The organism is Tenacibaculum halocynthiae, from assembly GCF_964512825.1.
GTDB classification, from domain to species: domain Bacteria; phylum Bacteroidota; class Bacteroidia; order Flavobacteriales; family Flavobacteriaceae; genus Polaribacter; species Polaribacter halocynthiae.
In genome coordinates this window covers 125,080-143,174 of sequence record NZ_CAZELG010000043.1, presented here as the reverse complement: position 1 = coordinate 143,174, position 18,095 = coordinate 125,080, and the positions used below count along the sequence as shown (strand labels likewise).

Annotated in this window: 18 protein-coding genes; 7 read left to right on the top strand and 11 right to left on the bottom strand. The window is 29.5% G+C overall.

What is annotated here, in order from left to right:
• Positions 1–259: 259 nt before the first annotated feature.
• Positions 260–1,630 carry a saccharopine dehydrogenase family protein gene (locus tag ACKTTQ_RS17060; RefSeq protein ID WP_093870322.1) on the bottom strand — a complete coding sequence of 457 codons (1,371 nt, stop codon included), beginning with the start codon at positions 1,628–1,630 and terminating at the stop codon, positions 260–262.
• Between the two features lie 81 nt (positions 1,631–1,711).
• On the opposite strand from ACKTTQ_RS17060, the gene ACKTTQ_RS17055 reads away from it, so the two are divergent.
• The 3 genes from ACKTTQ_RS17055 to ade all read left to right on the top strand — a co-directional run bounded on the left by ACKTTQ_RS17055 (position 1,712) and on the right by ade (position 5,489).
• A complete protein-coding gene (locus tag ACKTTQ_RS17055; protein WP_113786866.1) occupies positions 1,712–2,095 on the top strand; it encodes a DUF423 domain-containing protein in 384 nt (127 codons plus the stop codon).
• A gap of 84 nt (positions 2,096–2,179) precedes the next feature.
• Complete coding sequence (pckA, locus tag ACKTTQ_RS17050) at positions 2,180–3,772, top strand: phosphoenolpyruvate carboxykinase (ATP) (protein ID WP_408049893.1); 1,593 nt, start codon at positions 2,180–2,182, stop codon at positions 3,770–3,772.
• Positions 3,773–3,866: 94 nt separating this feature from the next.
• Positions 3,867–5,489: an adenine deaminase gene (gene ade, locus ACKTTQ_RS17045; protein WP_408049892.1), complete on the top strand. Its 1,623-nt coding sequence runs from the start codon at positions 3,867–3,869 to the stop codon at positions 5,487–5,489.
• A 65-nt stretch (positions 5,490–5,554) separates the two neighbouring features.
• Here ade and ACKTTQ_RS17040 read toward each other — a convergent pair whose 3' ends face one another.
• Positions 5,555–5,893, bottom strand: coding sequence for a hypothetical protein (locus tag ACKTTQ_RS17040; protein ID WP_408049891.1), 339 nt, complete (start codon positions 5,891–5,893; stop codon positions 5,555–5,557).
• Between the two features lie 260 nt (positions 5,894–6,153).
• Here ACKTTQ_RS17040 and ACKTTQ_RS17035 point away from each other — a divergent pair, with 260 nt between their 5' ends.
• Entirely contained in the window at positions 6,154–8,010 is a 1,857-nt protein-coding gene (locus ACKTTQ_RS17035; protein ID WP_408049890.1) for a M1 family metallopeptidase, read from the top strand.
• Positions 8,011–8,111: 101 nt separating this feature from the next.
• Here ACKTTQ_RS17035 and ACKTTQ_RS17030 read toward each other — a convergent pair whose 3' ends face one another.
• The 9 genes from ACKTTQ_RS17030 to ACKTTQ_RS16990 all read right to left on the bottom strand — a co-directional run bounded on the left by ACKTTQ_RS17030 (position 8,112) and on the right by ACKTTQ_RS16990 (position 15,555).
• The gene (locus ACKTTQ_RS17030; RefSeq protein WP_408049889.1) at positions 8,112–8,555 is read right to left on the bottom strand and encodes a hypothetical protein; all 444 of its coding nucleotides are present in this window, start codon (positions 8,553–8,555) and stop codon (positions 8,112–8,114) included.
• 164 nt (positions 8,556–8,719) lie between these two features.
• On the bottom strand, positions 8,720–9,130 hold the full coding sequence (locus tag ACKTTQ_RS17025; protein ID WP_093870315.1) for a hypothetical protein: 411 nt from the start codon (positions 9,128–9,130) through the stop codon (positions 8,720–8,722).
• 376 nt (positions 9,131–9,506) lie between these two features.
• Positions 9,507–10,253 (bottom strand): LytR/AlgR family response regulator transcription factor, encoded by a 747-nt coding sequence (locus ACKTTQ_RS17020; protein ID WP_408049888.1) that lies wholly within the window; start codon positions 10,251–10,253, stop codon positions 9,507–9,509.
• Complete coding sequence (locus ACKTTQ_RS17015; RefSeq protein WP_408049887.1) at positions 10,246–12,006, bottom strand: tetratricopeptide repeat-containing sensor histidine kinase; 1,761 nt, start codon at positions 12,004–12,006, stop codon at positions 10,246–10,248. The genes ACKTTQ_RS17020 and ACKTTQ_RS17015 overlap by 8 nt, the downstream gene beginning before the upstream one ends.
• Positions 12,007–12,083: 77 nt before the next feature.
• The gene (locus ACKTTQ_RS17010; protein WP_408049886.1) at positions 12,084–12,560 is read right to left on the bottom strand and encodes a hypothetical protein; all 477 of its coding nucleotides are present in this window, start codon (positions 12,558–12,560) and stop codon (positions 12,084–12,086) included.
• A gap of 283 nt (positions 12,561–12,843) precedes the next feature.
• The gene (locus ACKTTQ_RS17005) at positions 12,844–13,362 is read right to left on the bottom strand and encodes an AidA/PixA family protein (RefSeq protein ID WP_408049885.1); all 519 of its coding nucleotides are present in this window, start codon (positions 13,360–13,362) and stop codon (positions 12,844–12,846) included.
• A 370-nt stretch (positions 13,363–13,732) separates the two neighbouring features.
• A complete protein-coding gene (locus tag ACKTTQ_RS17000; RefSeq protein ID WP_408049884.1) occupies positions 13,733–13,894 on the bottom strand; it encodes a hypothetical protein in 162 nt (53 codons plus the stop codon).
• Positions 13,895–13,927: 33 nt separating this feature from the next.
• Positions 13,928–14,674, bottom strand: a complete 747-nt coding sequence (locus ACKTTQ_RS16995; protein WP_093870310.1) for a LytR/AlgR family response regulator transcription factor — start codon at positions 14,672–14,674, stop codon at positions 13,928–13,930.
• Between the two features lie 140 nt (positions 14,675–14,814).
• The gene (locus tag ACKTTQ_RS16990; protein ID WP_299136573.1) at positions 14,815–15,555 is read right to left on the bottom strand and encodes a Bax inhibitor-1/YccA family protein; all 741 of its coding nucleotides are present in this window, start codon (positions 15,553–15,555) and stop codon (positions 14,815–14,817) included.
• Positions 15,556–15,603: 48 nt separating this feature from the next.
• On the opposite strand from ACKTTQ_RS16990, the gene ruvC reads away from it, so the two are divergent.
• From ruvC to ACKTTQ_RS16975, 3 genes are read left to right on the top strand one after another with little or no spacing between them, the layout of a single operon-like run.
• Complete coding sequence (gene ruvC, locus ACKTTQ_RS16985) at positions 15,604–16,155, top strand: crossover junction endodeoxyribonuclease RuvC (protein ID WP_093870308.1); 552 nt, start codon at positions 15,604–15,606, stop codon at positions 16,153–16,155.
• A 12-nt stretch (positions 16,156–16,167) separates the two neighbouring features.
• Positions 16,168–17,307, top strand: a complete 1,140-nt coding sequence (gene hemW / locus ACKTTQ_RS16980) for a radical SAM family heme chaperone HemW (protein WP_113786876.1) — start codon at positions 16,168–16,170, stop codon at positions 17,305–17,307.
• Positions 17,308–17,320: 13 nt separating this feature from the next.
• Positions 17,321–18,070 carry a cyclase family protein gene (locus ACKTTQ_RS16975; protein ID WP_299136575.1) on the top strand — a complete coding sequence of 250 codons (750 nt, stop codon included), beginning with the start codon at positions 17,321–17,323 and terminating at the stop codon, positions 18,068–18,070.
• The last annotated feature ends 25 nt before the right edge of the window (positions 18,071–18,095 follow it).

Below are 18,095 nucleotides of genomic sequence, written 5' to 3'. Positions count from 1 at the left end.
ATTGATTTTTATCTTTCTACTAAAAAATACTTTCTTTCTGTAGAAAAATAAAAACAGTTTTTCAATAGAAATTTCTCCCTAAGAATGTTACTTATTAAAAATAAAATAGGCACTGATAAATCAATGCCTATTTTATTTTTAATAAGTATTTACTATACTGTTTTTATGTAACTGTGATAATAAATGACTCAAAATTAGTGTACTTTTTATTGTTAATAATCTTTTGTAAGTTAAAGATTATTTTTTTAATCAATAAAAATTAACCTTTTACGCTCTCAGGATTATACCCTAAAAAAGGTACATCTTTCTCTTTAAAAATAATTCCATACTCCTCCAACTCCTTTAAAATAGGCTCATACACTTCTTTATTTATTGGCAACTGTACTCCTGGAGTAGTTATATCTCCATTCAAAATTCGTAATGCAGCCATGGCCACTGGTAATCCTACAGTTTTTGCCATAGCGGTATATGTTTGATCATCTCCTTTAATAATCATACTACTTTCAACCTGATGCTTACCTCCATCTTTCTCATAACCAAAAATATGGTGCATTACAATCATATCTTTATCTTCTTTTTCTAAAGTCCAAGAATCCATTAATATTTTTTGTAAAATTTGTGCTGGTGTTGCATTCTTTAAGTTTACTTTCTTCTCTGGATTAAAAATATCTAACTCTAAAAATTTATCCCACATTATATCATCTTGGTCAATTTTTAAATAAGAACGAAACTTTAACTCAACTGAGTCAGAAGGAGAGTATGCCAAAAATAAATTCGTAAAATCACGGTAACTCATATTTTCAGAATCCTCAATAGTATAAGAATCATCAGTCATTCCTAACTGAACAAATACATTCCAAGCTCTAGAAAAACCAACTTTACGTACCGTTCCTCTGTACATTGTTTCTATGTCTTCCAATCCATAAATACTTCTATACTTTAAAGAATCTCTATTAGCATAAGCTTCAAATTTCCCACTTCCATTAATCGTTAAAAACTCTGTTCTTCTAAACAATTTATGGTAAGGTATATATTTATAAGTCCCTTCTTGAATAAACATAGAAGCACCTCCTTGCCCTGCTAAAACTACATTTCTTGGATTCCAGGTAAACTTATAGTTCCATAAATTAGTATCACTCTCAGGCGCTACCAAACCTCCACAAAAAGATTCAAATAATAACATTTTACCTGAATCATCTTTAATTCTATCAATTACTTGCATAGCACTCATATGATCAATCCCTGGGTCTAAACCAATTTCATTCATGAAAACTAAGCCCTTCGATTTTACTTGGGCATCCAAAGCTTTCATCTCTTCAGAAATATAAGATGCAGTAACCATATGTTTACTATAAGTAACACAATCTTTTGCTACCTCTATATGGAAACGTGCAGGTAACATTGATATCACAATATCAGCTTTTTTTATCGCCGCTATTCTTTCCTCTTCTTTAAATACATCTAACTTAATTGCTGATGCATTTTTATGCCCATTAATTTTCGACAATGCATTTTCTTCTGATACATCTCCAATAGTAATATGTAGATTTTCTGTTGAAGACTTATCTAACAAATATTTTATAAGCGAAGAACTAGATCTTCCAGCACCAATAATCAATATATTTTTCATCTATATAATGTACTTTTGTTCTTATTAATTTAGGGTAGCAATATCGTTAAAAAAGTTTAATTTTAAACAAAAACTTTAAAAATGTATAAAAATTTAACAACAGCTTCAGTTTTAGGAGCAGTAGCAGTGGTTCTAGGTGCATTTGGTGCACATGCTTTAAAAAATAAATTAAGCCCAGAAGCTTTAAATAGCTTTGAAACAGCTGTGAAATATCAAATGTATCATGCTCTTTTTTTATTATTCATAAATGTAAGTAATCAAATAACCACCTCCTTTAAGCATAAAATAAGTCTTTTAGTAATCATTGGTATTATTTTATTCTCTGGATCTATCTACGCTATCCAGCTACTAAGTGTTCCTGCTAAATATATTTGGTTCATTACACCATTGGGGGGACTATTATTAATTTTAGGTTGGTTTTTAACCTCTTTTTATTTTTTAAAGAAAGTTATTAAGAATGAATAGTTAATAAAATTTGCTGATGTATCAGGTGTTTTAACAAAAAGAACTATTTTTGTCCCAAATAAAACACAACTAAAATATTTTAAGATGACAAATCTTGATGCGAAAACGATTTCGATAGACAGCCTAGGTATTAAAGATGCTACGGTGCGTTATCAATTGACTTCAGACGAGTTGCATGATATTACTATTAAAAAAGAGCAAGGAGAAAATACTAGTTTTGGTGCATTAGCAGTCAAAACAGGTGAATTTACAGGACGTTCTCCTATGGATCGATTTATCGTTAAAGACGATATCACCAAAGATGAAATTTGGTGGGGAGATATAAACATCCCTTTCGATTCCGAAAAGTTTGATAAATTATACGATAAGGTTACTTCTTATCTTTCAAATAAAGAGGTTTTTGTTAGAGATAGTTATGCTTGTGCTGATGAAGACTATAAATTAAACATTAGAGTCGTAAACGAATATCCTTGGAGTAACATGTTTGCTTACAACATGTTTTTACGTCCAACGGAAGAAGAGTTAAAAGGATTCTCTCCTGAATGGACTGTCGTTAATGCTCCTGGATTTATGGCAAACCCTGAAGTAGATGGTACACGTCAACATAATTTTGCTATTTTAAATTTTAGTAAAAAAATAGCTTTAATTGGAGGTACTGGCTATACTGGTGAAATTAAAAAAGGAATTTTCTCTGCTTTAAATTTCATTTTACCTGTTGATAAAAACACATTACCAATGCACTGTTCTGCTAATATTGGAAAAGATGGTGATACTGCCATTTTCTTTGGTTTATCAGGTACTGGTAAAACTACTTTATCTACAGATCCAAACCGTAGTTTAATTGGAGATGATGAACATGGTTGGACTTCTGAAAACACTGTTTTTAACTTTGAAGGAGGTTGTTATGCTAAGGTAATTGACTTATCTCAAGAAAAAGAACCTGAAATTTACGGAGCAATAAAGCGTGGTGCAATATTAGAGAACATTGTAATGGATGAAAAAGGAGATGTTGATTTCCATAATACTTCAATTACTCAAAACACTCGTGTAAGCTACCCTATTTATCATATTGAAAACATTCAAAAACCATCAATAGGAAAGAACCCTAAAAACATTTTCTTTTTAACTGCTGATGCTTTTGGTGTATTGCCTCCAATATCTAAATTAACACCTGGTCAAGCTGCCTACCATTTTATTTCTGGTTATACAGCTAAAGTGGCGGGTACTGAAGCTGGAATTAATGAACCTTTACCAAGTTTTTCTGCTTGTTTTGGTGCTCCATTCATGCCTTTACATCCAACTCGTTATGCTGAAATGCTAAGTAATAAAATGCAAGAAGCTGGTGTAAATGTATGGTTAATTAATACAGGATGGACTGGTGGTTCTTATGGTACAGGAAGTAGAATGAAATTAAAGCATACGCGTGCTATGATTACTGAAGCTTTAGAAGGTAAGCTAGAAAATGTTGAATTTGTACAACATCCAATATTTGGATTATCAATGCCTACAACTTGTGAAAATGTTCCTGATGAAGTTTTAAATCCTAAACAAACATGGGCAGACAAAGATGCTTATGATGCTAAAGCAATGGAATTAGCTACTTCATTTAGAAAGAATTTTGCTCAATTTGAAGAAATGGCAAGTGAAGAAATTATTAAAGGAGGGCCAATAGCTTAACTTAAAAAATATAACAATTAAAAAAGCATCCTGTAAAGGGTGCTTTTTTTATGCAGAAATACTACTTATTTTAGCATTTATAAAAGAACAGAGAATGACAATACAAGGAAATATAGTTGATATTATTAATAGACGAATTTATAAGGGCGAAATTGAATGTAAAAACGGTAAAATAGTTACTATAAAAGAAGCTAATCATTCGATTGAAAACTATATTATCCCAGGTTTTGTAGATGCACATATTCATATTGAAAGCTCTATGCTAGTTCCTTCTGAATTTGCAAAAATTGCAGTAATTCATGGAACAGTTGCTACTGTTTCTGACCCACATGAAATAGCAAATGTACTAGGAATTGAAGGAGTTAATTTTATGATTGAAAATGGAAAAAAAGTCCCGTTAAAATTTAATTTTGGTGCTCCTTCATGTGTTCCTGCAACTTCTTTTGAAAGTGCTGGTGCAATCATTGATTCAGATGACATCAAAAAAATGATGGAAAACCCTGACATCAAGTATCTAGCTGAAATGATGAATTACCCAGGTGTTATATATGATGACACTGAAGTTCTAAAAAAAATAGCTTGGGCTAAACATTACAATAAACCTGTAGATGGTCACGCTCCTGGTTTAAGAGGGGATGATTTAACTAAATACATTTCTGCTGGTATTTATACAGATCATGAATGCTTTACATACGAAGAAGCTTTAGAGAAGCTTCAGAAAGGAATGAAAATTATTATTAGAGAAGGTAGTGCTGCTAAAAACTTTGATGCTTTAATTGATTTACTACCTGATCATTTCGAAAACATGATGTTTTGCTCTGATGATAAACACCCAGATGATTTATTAGTTGGTCATATTAATCACTTATGTAAACGTGCTGTAGCTAAAAATATTGATGTTTTTAAAGTATTACAAGCTGCTTGTATAAACCCTGTCAAACATTATAATTTAGAGGTCGGTTTATTAACAGAAGGAGATGATGCCGATTTTATAGTGGTTAACGATTTAAAAGAATTTAATGTTTTACAAAATTATATTAATGGAGAGTTAGTTGCTGAAAACGGAAAATCTTTTATTAAGTCCGTAGAATTTGAAGTTTTAAATAATTTTAATGCTGATAAAAAAATTATATCTGATTTTGAGTTTCATTCTTCTTCTGATAAAATAAGAGCTATTGAAGCTTTGGACGGTGAATTAATTACCAACGAAATTGAAGTAAACTCGTTAATTAAAGAAGGCAACTTAGTTTCTAATATAAATAATGATGTATTAAAAATGACAGTAGTAAATCGTTATCAAAACTCAGAGCCAGCTATTGCTTTTATTAAAAATTTCGGATTGAAAGAAGGTGCTATTGCTAGTTCTGTTGGCCATGATTCACATAATATTATAGCTGTAGGTGTTTCAGATGAAGCTATTTGTAAAGCTGTAAACCTTTTAATTGAAAACAAAGGTGGTATTTGTGCAGTTTCAAATACTGTTGAAAAGGTAGTACCCTTAACTGTTGCTGGAATTATGAGCGACAAACCTGCTAATGAAATTGGAAAGGCCTATGCTGAGTTAGATACCATAGCAAAACAACTAGGGAGTAAACTTCGTGCTCCATACATGACATTATCATTTATGGCGTTACTAGTTATTCCTTCTTTAAAATTATCTGATAAAGGATTATTTGATGGAAACACATTCAAATTCACTTCTCTTGAAGTAAAATAGAAAATAATAAAATTCATTTTAAAACAAAAGCTTGTTTAACTAAAAATTAAACAAGCTTTTTATTTTTACCAATCTAGAAGGACTCCACTTCCTTTAAAAACTCTAGAACCGAAATTTTCAACACTAATATTATAATTCAATGTTTTATTACTAGCATTTACAGTCAGTTCTATTTCTGCTCTAGAAATCCCTGTTGAACCTGCTATTTCTACAGGATACGGATTATTTAATTCTATAACCCTAATTCCAATTGTAACTCCCGCTAATTTAGCGGTAACAGTTATTTTCTCTTGAGTTAAATCTAAATTATAAGTAAGAAGTAATGGTCCAAATTCTCTTGAACCACCATGTTGTCCTGATAATTGTTCTTTATTTATTGGATAATTTGTAGTTTCTTGTGACATAATAATTAGTTTTAAAGTATTTATTACTTAATTTCTTCTTAAAAGTACCCTAGCTATTTAATGTTTTAGAAAAAAAAGGAACAAAAACATCAATTTTGTGCATAAGAATACGAAACCATAGAACTAATTTCATGAAGTATCTAATAATATTAAATTACCTACCAAGCTTATATAAAAACAACATGCTCTACCTTATTAAATTATCAATAAAATGAATATTTTAAAAATATAATAATACTTTAGTGCCACAAAATCACATCATGAAAAAAATAAATCTTTTAAGTTTTTTAGTCTTAATTTGTTTAACAAGCTGCACAGACATAAAGAAAGAAGAAAAAGTAAGTAAAAAATATGCAGAAGAGCCTCACTCTTTTTCAAAACCTAACCAAGCGGTTATTAAGCATTTAAATCTAGATATTAATGTTAATTTCGATTCAAAACAAATTGAAGGAACTGCAACATATAATATCACTAGCAATGAAGCTTCTGAGATTATCTTAGACACCAAGTTTTTAGAAATTAAAAACGTGCTAGCCGACAACAAAGAAGTGAAATTTTCTCTTGGAGATTTTAATAAACAATTAGGGAAAGCTTTAAAAATACCTATTACTTCAGCTACAAAAACTATCACAATACATTATAATACTACTAATAAAACAGAAGCTTTACAGTGGTTAACACCTCAACAAACTGCAGATAAAACTGATCCGTTTTTATTTACACAAGGGCAAGCTATTTTAACCCGTACTTGGATACCAATACAAGATAGTCCGCAAATTAGAGTTACCTATAACGCAACTGTAAAAGTACCATCTTCATTGATGGCTGTAATGAGTGCCGAGAATCCTAAAGTAAAAAATGAGGATGGTATTTATACATTTAAAATGAAACAAGCTATTTCTCCTTACCTAATTGCACTTTCTGTTGGTAATATAGAATATAAAGCTGTTAGTAATAGAACTGGTATTTATGCTGAAAAATCTGTGTTAGATAAAGCGCATGAAGAATTTTCAGACATGGAAAAAATGGTTGCTGCTGCTGAAAATTTATATGGTGATTATGACTGGGAACAGTTTGACGTTATTGTTTTACCTCCTAGTTTTCCTTTTGGAGGAATGGAAAACCCTCGTTTAACATTTGCAACTCCAACTGTTATTGCTGGAGATAAAAGTTTAACCTCATTAATTGCTCATGAGTTAGCACATTCATGGTCTGGAAATTTAGTTACAAATGCTACCTGGGATGATTTCTGGTTAAATGAAGGATTCACTGTTTATTTTGAGCTACGTATTATGGAAGCTTTATACGGAAAAGACAGAGCCAACATGTTAGCACTTATAGCTAAACAAGATTTAGAAGATGAGCTAGAAGGCTTTAAAGATTCTCCTGAAGACACTAAATTAAAATTGAACTTAAAAGGACGTAATCCTGATGACGGAATGAATAGCATTGCTTATGATAAAGGATATTTATTTTTAAGAACTTTAGAAGAAACTGTAGGTAGAGAAAAGTTTGATGTTTTTTTAAAAAATTATTTTAAAACTCACGCCTTCTCTACAATGACTACTGAAAAGTTTATTACTTATTTAAATGCAAATCTTTTAGAAAAAAATCAAGTTGAATTTAATACAGAAGAATGGATTTACAAACCTGGAGTTCCTAAAAATCAATCAATAATCACTTCTGATAAATTTAGTAATGTAGAAAAAGTGTTATCTGAGTTTATTAACAAAAATAGGATTGATGCTACTATTACAAAAAACTGGACAACACAAGAATGGGTTCACTTCATTCGTAATTTCCCTAAAGAAATTACAGTAGAACAATTAACAACACTTGATACTACCTTTAATTTAACAAGCTCAACAAACTCTTACATTGCTATGGTTTGGTTTGAAAAAGCCATAACGCATAATTATAGAGGTAATAATGTTGATGCTACTATTGAAGCTTTTTTAACTAACGTTGGTAGACGTTGGTATGTATCAACTATTTTTAAAGCGTATAAAAACAGTAGCAAAGTAGATGAAGCATTAGCTATTTATAAGAAATCCCGTGCTAACTATCATTCAGTAACCGCAAATACTATTGATGACATGTTAGGATACAAAGAATAACATTCAGTAAAATAATACCACAAAAAAACTCAGAATTTAAAATTAAATTCTGAGTTTTTCTTTAAAGTAAAACGCATAAACTCACTTTTTATACAGTTTCCCTAGTTCCCGTTTTTTCTTGGATTTAAAACCCCAGCGGTAATAGTATAAATTGGCCCTTCTTGAGCAAATCCAAAAATACCATATTCTCCACCTTCATAAATTTGATTTTCTCTTTCCCCAAAAGGCACCTTTGCCCAATTTATAACATCTACTTCAGAAACAGCTATTGTTCTACTAGGGTAAGATGGATCAGTTGGGCAAAAAATTTCAACTGTAAAGCTTCCTTCTAAACCATTTTCTGGTATTAAAAACCAAGTTGGAGTTGCTGGTGCTTGTTTCCCTTCTTGTGGTGGTATTGGTAAAGCAACATTTTCATTTACTGGGAAAGATCCTTCACGTAATGATCCGTTGCATACACCTACAATTTTACAACATAATTTATCTCCATCTGCTGCTCCTGGATCATTTTGACTTAAAACTGATAATTGAAATACTTTTGACATAATTTCTGTTTTTTTTAGTAAACTAAACTGTTTAAAAATTGTCTTTACAAATAAAATGAAGTCATCTTAAAATATCTGATTTACAGATTACTCTTAAATAAAAAAATTCGCAATGACTTTAATGATGAATTTTTAGGCAGTTTCGTTATTATTAATAATTAATTTTAAACGGTAGCCGTAGCCTTAACATCTAATGTTATATTTAAATTACCCTGAGCCCAAACCACTCCTTCTAATGGTTTATCTTCTTTATTTAATAAACTGTATGGTTCACCATCATTTAAAGTAAATTCAAAATTATAAGGCCCTCCCCAATTTAAACCTGCATATACTAAAGAATAGTTTCCTGCTGGTATTTTTACAGTGATAGCTCCACTTAAATCTTTTGATGTACCTCCTTCTGGTTGATATGTACCTGAAAAAGTTCCATTTTCACTTGCTTCTACATTGATATCTAAATCTACTGCATGAAAATTCCCACTTTGTATATTACATATTTCATAACTTTCGCTTCCATTCACAGCAAAAAGAACAAGTTGATTATCACATTTTGTTATGTTAATTGTATTTGACATAATTTCTTTTTTGGGTTAGTAATTAAATTCGAAAAATTGTAGTTAACTATTATTTCTAATTCAAAATTACTTTAGAAGTACCCTAGAAATATAAAAAATGGAATAAGACAAGAATTCTTTTCCACAAAGGAAGAAAAGTATGGAATGGAGTATTAATTATTATATGTTTTACACTTTATAGTTTGATATAAATACCATCAATGATGTAAGATTAATTTGTTAGCTAACCAATACCAATAGATTGCTTCTTTTGTACCTCAATCGCAATGACTTTTTTATATTTTCGCAAAGCTTTTAATCCTAAAATGTATTATTAGAAACAATTAAGATGTTATTAAAAGACAAATTCACATCTACAATGAGATTGTAGATGGCACTATTTCAACGTACGGACTTTTTTTATTATATCTTTATAACGCTCACTTAAGGTAACATGGTGATTGCCTTGTAATAAAATAAGATTATCAGAAGGTACAATCTCTAGTATTTTCTCCATGTTTATAATGAAGTTTCTATGTGTTCTGCAAAAAATAGACGAATCTAATAGCTTTAAAATTTTAGTTAATGAAATTAGAATGACAAACTTTTCTTTTTCTGTAATGATATTACAATACTTCTCTTCAACTTCAATGTAAATAATATCAGAAAGTAATACCTTTTTTAACGACTTCCCTTTTTTAATAAACAAGTAATCGCTACTTATAACAGTATCTTCTTCTTCGTCTAAAAAAACATCATTTTGGTCATAAAATTTTTCTACTGCCATTTCAATAGCATATAAAACCTCTAACTCATTAAAAGGTTTCATTAAATAACTAAATGGTTGAGTTAGCTTTGCTCTTTCAAAAATTTGACGATCGGTAGAACTAGTTAAAAAAACAAATGGTTTTGTAGCTTCAGGAACAATACTAATAGTTTCTGCAAAAGAAATACCGTCAGCTACTCCATTTAAAAAAATATCTATAATAACAATATCAACCTTTACCTGGTAAAATTTAGTTAATGCTTCTTTAAAGTTTCTAGCAACTCCAGTAATTACATAATTATTGGCTTCTAGCACTTTAATTAAACGATCACTTTCTGCTGGAGTATCTTCTATAATAAATACATTAACATTATCCATTATCTTGTTTTTTAGGTAAAGATACAATCATTTTTGTACCTACACCTAATTCACTTTCTATAGAAAATTTTCCATTATTTTTTTTAACCATTGTCTTACATAATTGCAATCCTAATCCAGTACCAATAACCTCTTCGTGTTCTTTTTTAGATAGTAGTAACGTATCTTCTAAAAGCTTTAAACGAGTTTCATTTGTCATTCCCATACCTGTATCTTCTACAATTAAATCGCAAAAATTTTCTTCTACATTTCTTGAATATACTTTAATCTCTCCATCTTTATTAGAAAATTTTATAGCATTATCTAACAAATTTCTAATAATTAACTTTAATGATTCTTGATCTGCTAAAACAAGATCTTTTTTAGACACCTTATTTTCATAATGAATATTTTTTTCAAACATTAAAGGTTTATAATTATAAGCCATTTGTTCCACCATGAAAAACAGTCGAGTAGATTTTATTTCGAAATAAACTTGCTTAGTTTGCGACAACGCCCAATGCAATAAGTTATCTAACAACCCATACGCACCGTTAACAATAGCACTATTTTTCTTTAATAAATTACCCAATGCATCAATATTTTTAGAGGCTAAATTATCTAACAAAACAACATTACTACTTTTTAAAGCATTTACTGAAGAACGTAAATCGTGACTTACAATAGAAAACAACTTGTCTTTTGTAGCATTTAAAGCATCTAAATCTTCTTTTTGATGTGCTATAATTTTATTTCGTTTTACTTTTTCTCTATAAAAGTAAACACTAGTTAATAATAAAATTAACAACACAATAGCGGCATATAAAAGCTCTTTTTTTTGTGCTTCTTTAATTTTATTTTCAGCTTCTAAAAAAGTAACCTCTTTTTGTTTTTCTTTAACTGCAAACTCTTTTTCTTTCTGGGCTACTTCATAAATTGTATTTTGATTATTTAAAGAGTCTTTCCATTGTTGTGATTCTTTGCGATATTTTAATGCTTTTTTATAGTCCTTACGATTCTCTTCAACAGCAGACATGTTTTTGGCTGTCTTTCTTTTTTGATTAAATATTTTTCCCTTTATACTACTTTCAATTGTTAATTTTTTTGAAAGCTTATAAGCTTTCAAAAAATAAGGAATTGCTAAATTGTCTTTATACTGTTCATAATAAAAATTAGCTATATTTCCATACGATTCTATTATTTCTAATGTATCTTTTTGTTTTTCAACTAATTTTATATTTTCTGTTAAGTAGCCTTCAGCTCTATCGAATTTTTTAAGATGTAGATAACATAAACTTAAATTATACAATACATTACTCTTGTCAATACCTAAAAGCTCATTAAAACCATCTTTTTCTACTTCCTTAAAATATAATATAGCCCTATTAAACTCTTTTTTTTCTAGAGCAATAGTACCCAAAAGTATTTGAGTATTTTGATAAAATTCAAATTTCTTAGAAATATTAAAAAACTCTTTTCTAGCTTCTTTAAATATTCTTTTTTTGTAAAAACTATACCCTCTTAAAAAGTAGCAATATTCATTTAATTCGAAGTCATTTTGAGTAGTCAATAATTTTGAAGAATACACTAGAACTGAGTCGAACTTACTTTCTAAGAAATAAGTCTGAACTTTACTAAATATTTTATTTTTATTAAATTTTTCCGTTTTATTTTTTATCTGAGTAAAAAAAATATTTTGTTTTTTATTATCTTGAGAAGATAATAATTGACTAAAAAAAACGAAAAAAATTAAAAACTTAAATTTAACACTCATTTACTAAATTTTCAGCAATTTAGTAAAAATTAAAAACAAATAAAGAGAATAGTAATTCCCTTTATTTGTTAATAGTATTAGCCTCCCATTGGGTCTTTCACTGTAGTCTCAGTCCCCCTAGAACCTTCTGGATCTGCATCCCAATTAATTACTTTAATACTATTGAAGTTATTATTCAAATGACTTACCTGTGATGGTTTAAACTGAATATTTACTACAAAAGGATAAAAGTTTTTAGAAGGAATAAAAGACCCTCCATTAGATATATATATAGATATCTTATTAACATCTGTTACTAAGCCATTTACTTGAAAATTAATAGGAGTACCAAAATCAATATCATTACCATTCTTAGGCATATTTTCTTCAGAAATTAAAACAACACATGAAAGGACAATCTCTCTTGAGTCTCCTGATGATGACGAACTCACGCTCACTGAAGGTGCTAAAGGTCGACTAGAAGGCTTTAACAATGTTAATTTTTTCCCAGCAGAACTGGAAGCTGGAACTGTTCCGAATTCAGTTCCTGGCGTAAAAAGTTTAGATGTTGACATAATAATTAGTTTTAAATTAATTTTGTTTTTCTTAGTTTAAAGAAACAACAAAATAGTAAACTAGAAAAAAGAATGAGTGCAAAACCTATTTTTTTTGGTATAAGATGAGAAATTATTGGAACGGGTTCATAATATTATTATATCATTTCAATAAGTAGATAACTTCAGTCGTTTTCTCTCCATCGCAATGATGTTTTTTAAAACGATACATCAGAAGCTAAACAAAAGCGTGAATAAAATGTTTAAACACTTTATTCACGTTTTATAAAATTAATTTATTTGCTTAATTAGCAACATTAATAAATGGATCCCATAAGTAAAAACCTAAATCAGCTCCATGCTCATCTAATAATTGAAAAGTAATATAGTACTGTACATTTCCTTTTTTAGTTAACATTCCTGCAAAACAATAGTTTTGAAACTCTACTGGGTTAGGAGCAACAGTTGCACTACCCACATATAAATCAATGTCAATATCTAAAGAAATTGGATCTATAATACCACTAGCAGAACTAGAGTTCCAATCCATTAATATAACATTATTTCCTGTTCCTCCCCCTGGACAAGTAATCATCCAACGAACAGTATCTCCTACATTAGCAGCTATTGTTAACTCTGATTTTGCTTGGTCATTTACTACGTAATTATTAGCAGTTATCATATAAATATAAGCATCAGATGTACCATACGACCCTAAAGATGTTGGGTTTGTTTTTGTTCCTTTTTTTAATTTTCCTGACGCTACTGCTTCTTGTAAAGATACTGCATCAACTACTGTTAAAATATCGATTGTATTAGACATAGTTATTAGTTTTAAAATTCCTACTCATAAGGCTTTTCGGATATCGCCTCGTTTTTTATAGTGGGTACTGCTCCACAAGTTTGGTTTTTAAAAGAAAAAAATAACTAGCTAGTGTTTATGTTTCTCGAAGTAAAATTAGGTAACAAACCAAAACAAAATAATTAAAACCCTATAAAACAGGCGTTTTCGGCTATAAGAAAAGGAAAATTGAGGATATAGCTTTTAAATCGACAGATTGTTTCGTCGTACCTCCTCGAAATGACATATATAATCGTCATTACGAACGTAGTCTAGCGAAGTGAAGTAATCTTTCTAATAGAATAGCAGATTTTTTTGTTATACTTCCTCACAATGACATATATAATCGTCATTAAGAACGTAGCCTAGCAAAGTGAAGTAATCTTACTAATCGAATTGCAGGTGCTTCATCGTACTTCCTCGCAATGACGTATACAACTGTCATTAAGGACGTAGCTCTAGCGAAATGAAATAATATTCTAATAGAATAACAGATTGCTTCGTCGTACCTCATCGCAATGACGTATATGTAAGCACTAACTAATCGTTATTTTAATGTACGCACTTTTTTTATAACTCCTCTATATTTTTCACTAAGAGGTACTTTATGTTTTTTATCTAGTATAATAAGGTTATCAACAGGAATAATCTCTTCAATTTTTTCAATATTAACGATAAAGTTTCTATGAGTTCTACAAAACAATGAATTATCTAAAAGTTTTAAAATTTTTGTGAGTGATATTGATATCACAAACTTTTCTTTTGCTGTAACTATAGAACAGTATTTCTCTTCAACTTCAATAAAAATAACATCATTAATATGTACTTTTTTTAAACTCTTTCCTTTTTTTATAAAAACATAATTTTCACTTATAATTGTTTCTTCTTCCTCATTCAAAAAAGTATTGTCTTCTGTATAAAACATTGAAACAGCCATTTCAATAGCATACAAAATTTCTAACTCGTTAAATGGCTTCATCAAATAACTATAAGGTCTTGTTAATTTAGCTCTCAAAAAAAGTTGTCGGTCTACCGAGTTAGTTAAAAACACAAAAGGTTTTGCTGTTTCAGGATTGGCTTGGATCATTTCTGCAAACGCAATTCCATCAGGACTACCATTCAAAAAAACATCAATTATAACAATATCTACTTTAACTTTATGAAATAGAATTAAAGCTTCTCTAAAGCTTTTAGCTACACCAGATATAGAATAACTATTAGCTTCAAGAAATTTTACTAATCGATTGCTTTCTGCGGGGGTATCCTCAATAATAAATACATTAATATTATTCATTGAGTATCTGTTTTAGATAAAATTTACTATTACAAAAAGACCGATTTTTTAACCAAATTCATTAAAAAAGGTTACAAAGCATTAAAAATCAAGTATAAAACAAGGGGAGAAAGGAATAGAAAAATAGCTTCTATAAACTATTATCGAAAAGTTATTTTTTTAAAAAGACGTACAACCTCAACATACAACCAAATTAATGTTATTAGAAAGCCCCAAGTAGCCAACCATTCTCTTTCTTTAGAAGCTTTACCAAGGTATCTGTGTATATAATCAAAATCTAATAACAAACTCAACGATGCTACAATAGCTGTACAAATATTAAAAGCAATAGCAAACCTTGAATTGCCTGATAAAAAGAAAACACTAATTCCAAACCACCAAAATATCCATCTTATAAAATACAGCAAAAATATAGTTACAGATGTGGTTATTATAGCTGATCGAAACGCCTTAGTAACTCTAATCACTCTCCATTTATATAAAAAGAACATTACAAAAAATGTAAGTAAAGTAACACCAACAGCCTGAAAAGGTAAATTAGGAATCTGTTTATGAGCATAAGCACTTATACCGCCCAGAAAAAATCCTTTAGCCAACGCATATACTGGCAATAGATATTTAGCTACATTATGTTTATATGAAATATAAATACTACAAAAAACAGCTACCAAAGCTCCAATAGATGTATGCCACTTTACCACTACTCCACTAAAAAACAAATGCCAGGTATAAAAAGCAGTACAACATACTAATACTAACATGAAAAGGGTTTTTGTTATAATCCCTCCTAAAGTCATTTTATTTGATGAATAACTTTTTGACTTCTTCCAAAAATAATTGGTAAATGCCGGATTTGAAGTTCTAAGCCCGAATACACTCATTAAAAATATATTTGATTAGTTTTGTGCATGTACAAAGTACAATAAAATTTGAAGACAGAAAAAATCATATTAGGTATTGACCCTGGAACCTCTATCATGGGGTTTGGTATTATTAAAATCATTGGTAAAAAAATGGAATTTGTTCAAATGAATGAATTACTATTAAAAAAATATGACGACCATTATTTAAAATTAAAACTCATTTTTGAACGTACTATAGAGTTAATAGATACTTACAACCCTGATGAAATTGCATTAGAAGCTCCTTTTTTTGGCAAAAACGTTCAATCAATGTTAAAACTTGGACGTGCTCAAGGTGTAGCTATGGCTGCAGGTTTATCTAGAGAAATACCTGTTACTGAATATGCACCAAAAAAAATTAAAATGGCTATTACGGGTAAAGGAACAGCAAGTAAAGAACAAGTTGCTTTAATGCTTAAGTCGTTACTTAATTTGAAAGAGTTACCTAAAAACTTAGACGCAACTGATGGTTTAGCTGCTGCTGTTTGTCATTATTATAACTCTGGAAAACAAATTGGAGGAAAAAATTATACTGGATGGGCAGCTTTTGTAAAACAGAATCCTAAAAAAATAAATTAACTAATATTTATAATGGCAGGAATTTATTTACACATTCCCTTTTGTAAGCAAGCATGTTTTTATTGCGACTTTCACTTTTCAACTTCCTTAAAAAAGAAAGATGAATTAGTTCATTGTTTAATAAAAGAATTAGTACTAAGAAAAAACGAATTACAAAACGAAATAATAGAAACTATCTATTTTGGAGGAGGGACCCCTAGCCTATTAACAGCTAGTGAAATTGACCAACTTCTTAATGCCATTTATAAAAATTACAATGTAATAGAATCTCCTGAAATTACATTGGAAGCAAACCCTGATGATTTATCTAAAGAAAAAATAGAAGAATTAGCAAAATCTCCTATTAATAGATTAAGTATTGGTGTTCAATCTTTTTTTGAAGAAGATTTAAAAAGCATGAATCGCGCTCATAATTCAAAAGAGGCAAAAGAATGTTTAGCTATAGCTACTCGCCATTTTGATAATATTACCATCGATTTAATTTACGGAGTACCAAATATGAGTACTAAACGATGGAAAGAAAATTTACAAATTGCTTTTGATTTTGGAATTAATCATATTTCATCATATGCCTTAACAGTTGAACCTAAAACTGTATTAGATAGTTTTGTGAAAAATGGAAAGTATCCTGAACCTGATGAAACCGAAGCAAAAGAGCATTTTAATATTTTAATGGAGGAAACTTCTAAAAATGGATTTGTTCATTATGAAATTTCTAATTTCGGAAAACCTGATTACTTTTCAAAACACAATACAAGTTATTGGCTAGGTAAAAAATACATTGGTATTGGTCCTTCAGCTCATTCTTTTAACAATACTCATAGAAGTTGGAACATTGCTAATAATGCTAACTACATTAAAAACATACAACTTGGAAACTTACCTAACGAAGTTGAAAAACTAACCAAAGAAGATCAATTTAATGAATATTTAATGACAGGTCTTAGAACAATTTGGGGTGTTTCTTTAACTAAGATAAAACAAGATTTTGGTGACGTTTTGTATAAAAAATTAATTACAAACTCTCAAAAGTTTATAAATGAAAAATTATTACTAATAACTGTTTCGAAAACAGGAAACGAAGTATTAAAAACTACCCAAAAAGGAATGTTCTTAGCAGATGGATTAGCTAGTGATTTGTTTATAATTTAAGTATCTTTAGCCCATGATTGCAACTATTAAACATCGTTTAAAAGAGTATACCGTTGATTTATCTAACCCATTAGATATTTCAATTCCTATAAACATTTCTAAACAAAATATTAATGCTTGGTATATAGAAGAACCTGAAATATCACCTGTTTCAACTGATAATTGGGTAGGAAGTGTTGCTGCAGGTTCAGCAGTGAATTTTAATAACATTGCATTTAATCCGCATGCACATATAACACATACTGAGTGTGTAGGACACATAACTAAAGATGTGCATTCAATAAATAAAAATTTACAAAAATTTTTCTTTCTTGCAGAAGTGGTGACGATAGCACCTGAAAAAAAATCTAATGGCGATCAAGTAATCACATTACAACAACTTCAAAAAGTATTAAAAAACAAAACATGTGAGGCTATAGTAATTAGAACACTCCCTAATTCAGAAGAAAAAAGATCAGCTAGATATTCTAATACAAATCCTCCATATATGTTAGAAGAAGCGGCTGTTTATTTACAAGAAATTGGGATTAAGCATTTGCTAATAGACCTTCCTTCAGTTGATAAAGAAAAAGATGAAGGAAAGTTATTAGCGCATAATGCATTTTGGAATACGAAGGGAATCATTCGTTTTAATGCTACCATAACAGAATTCATTTACGTTCCTAATAGTATAAAAGATGGAACATACTTTTTAAATCTTATGATTGCACCTTTTGAGAATGATGCTTCTCCAAGCAAACCAATTTTATATAAACTGGTTTAAAGTGTGTAGGTCTAGCGATTATCGT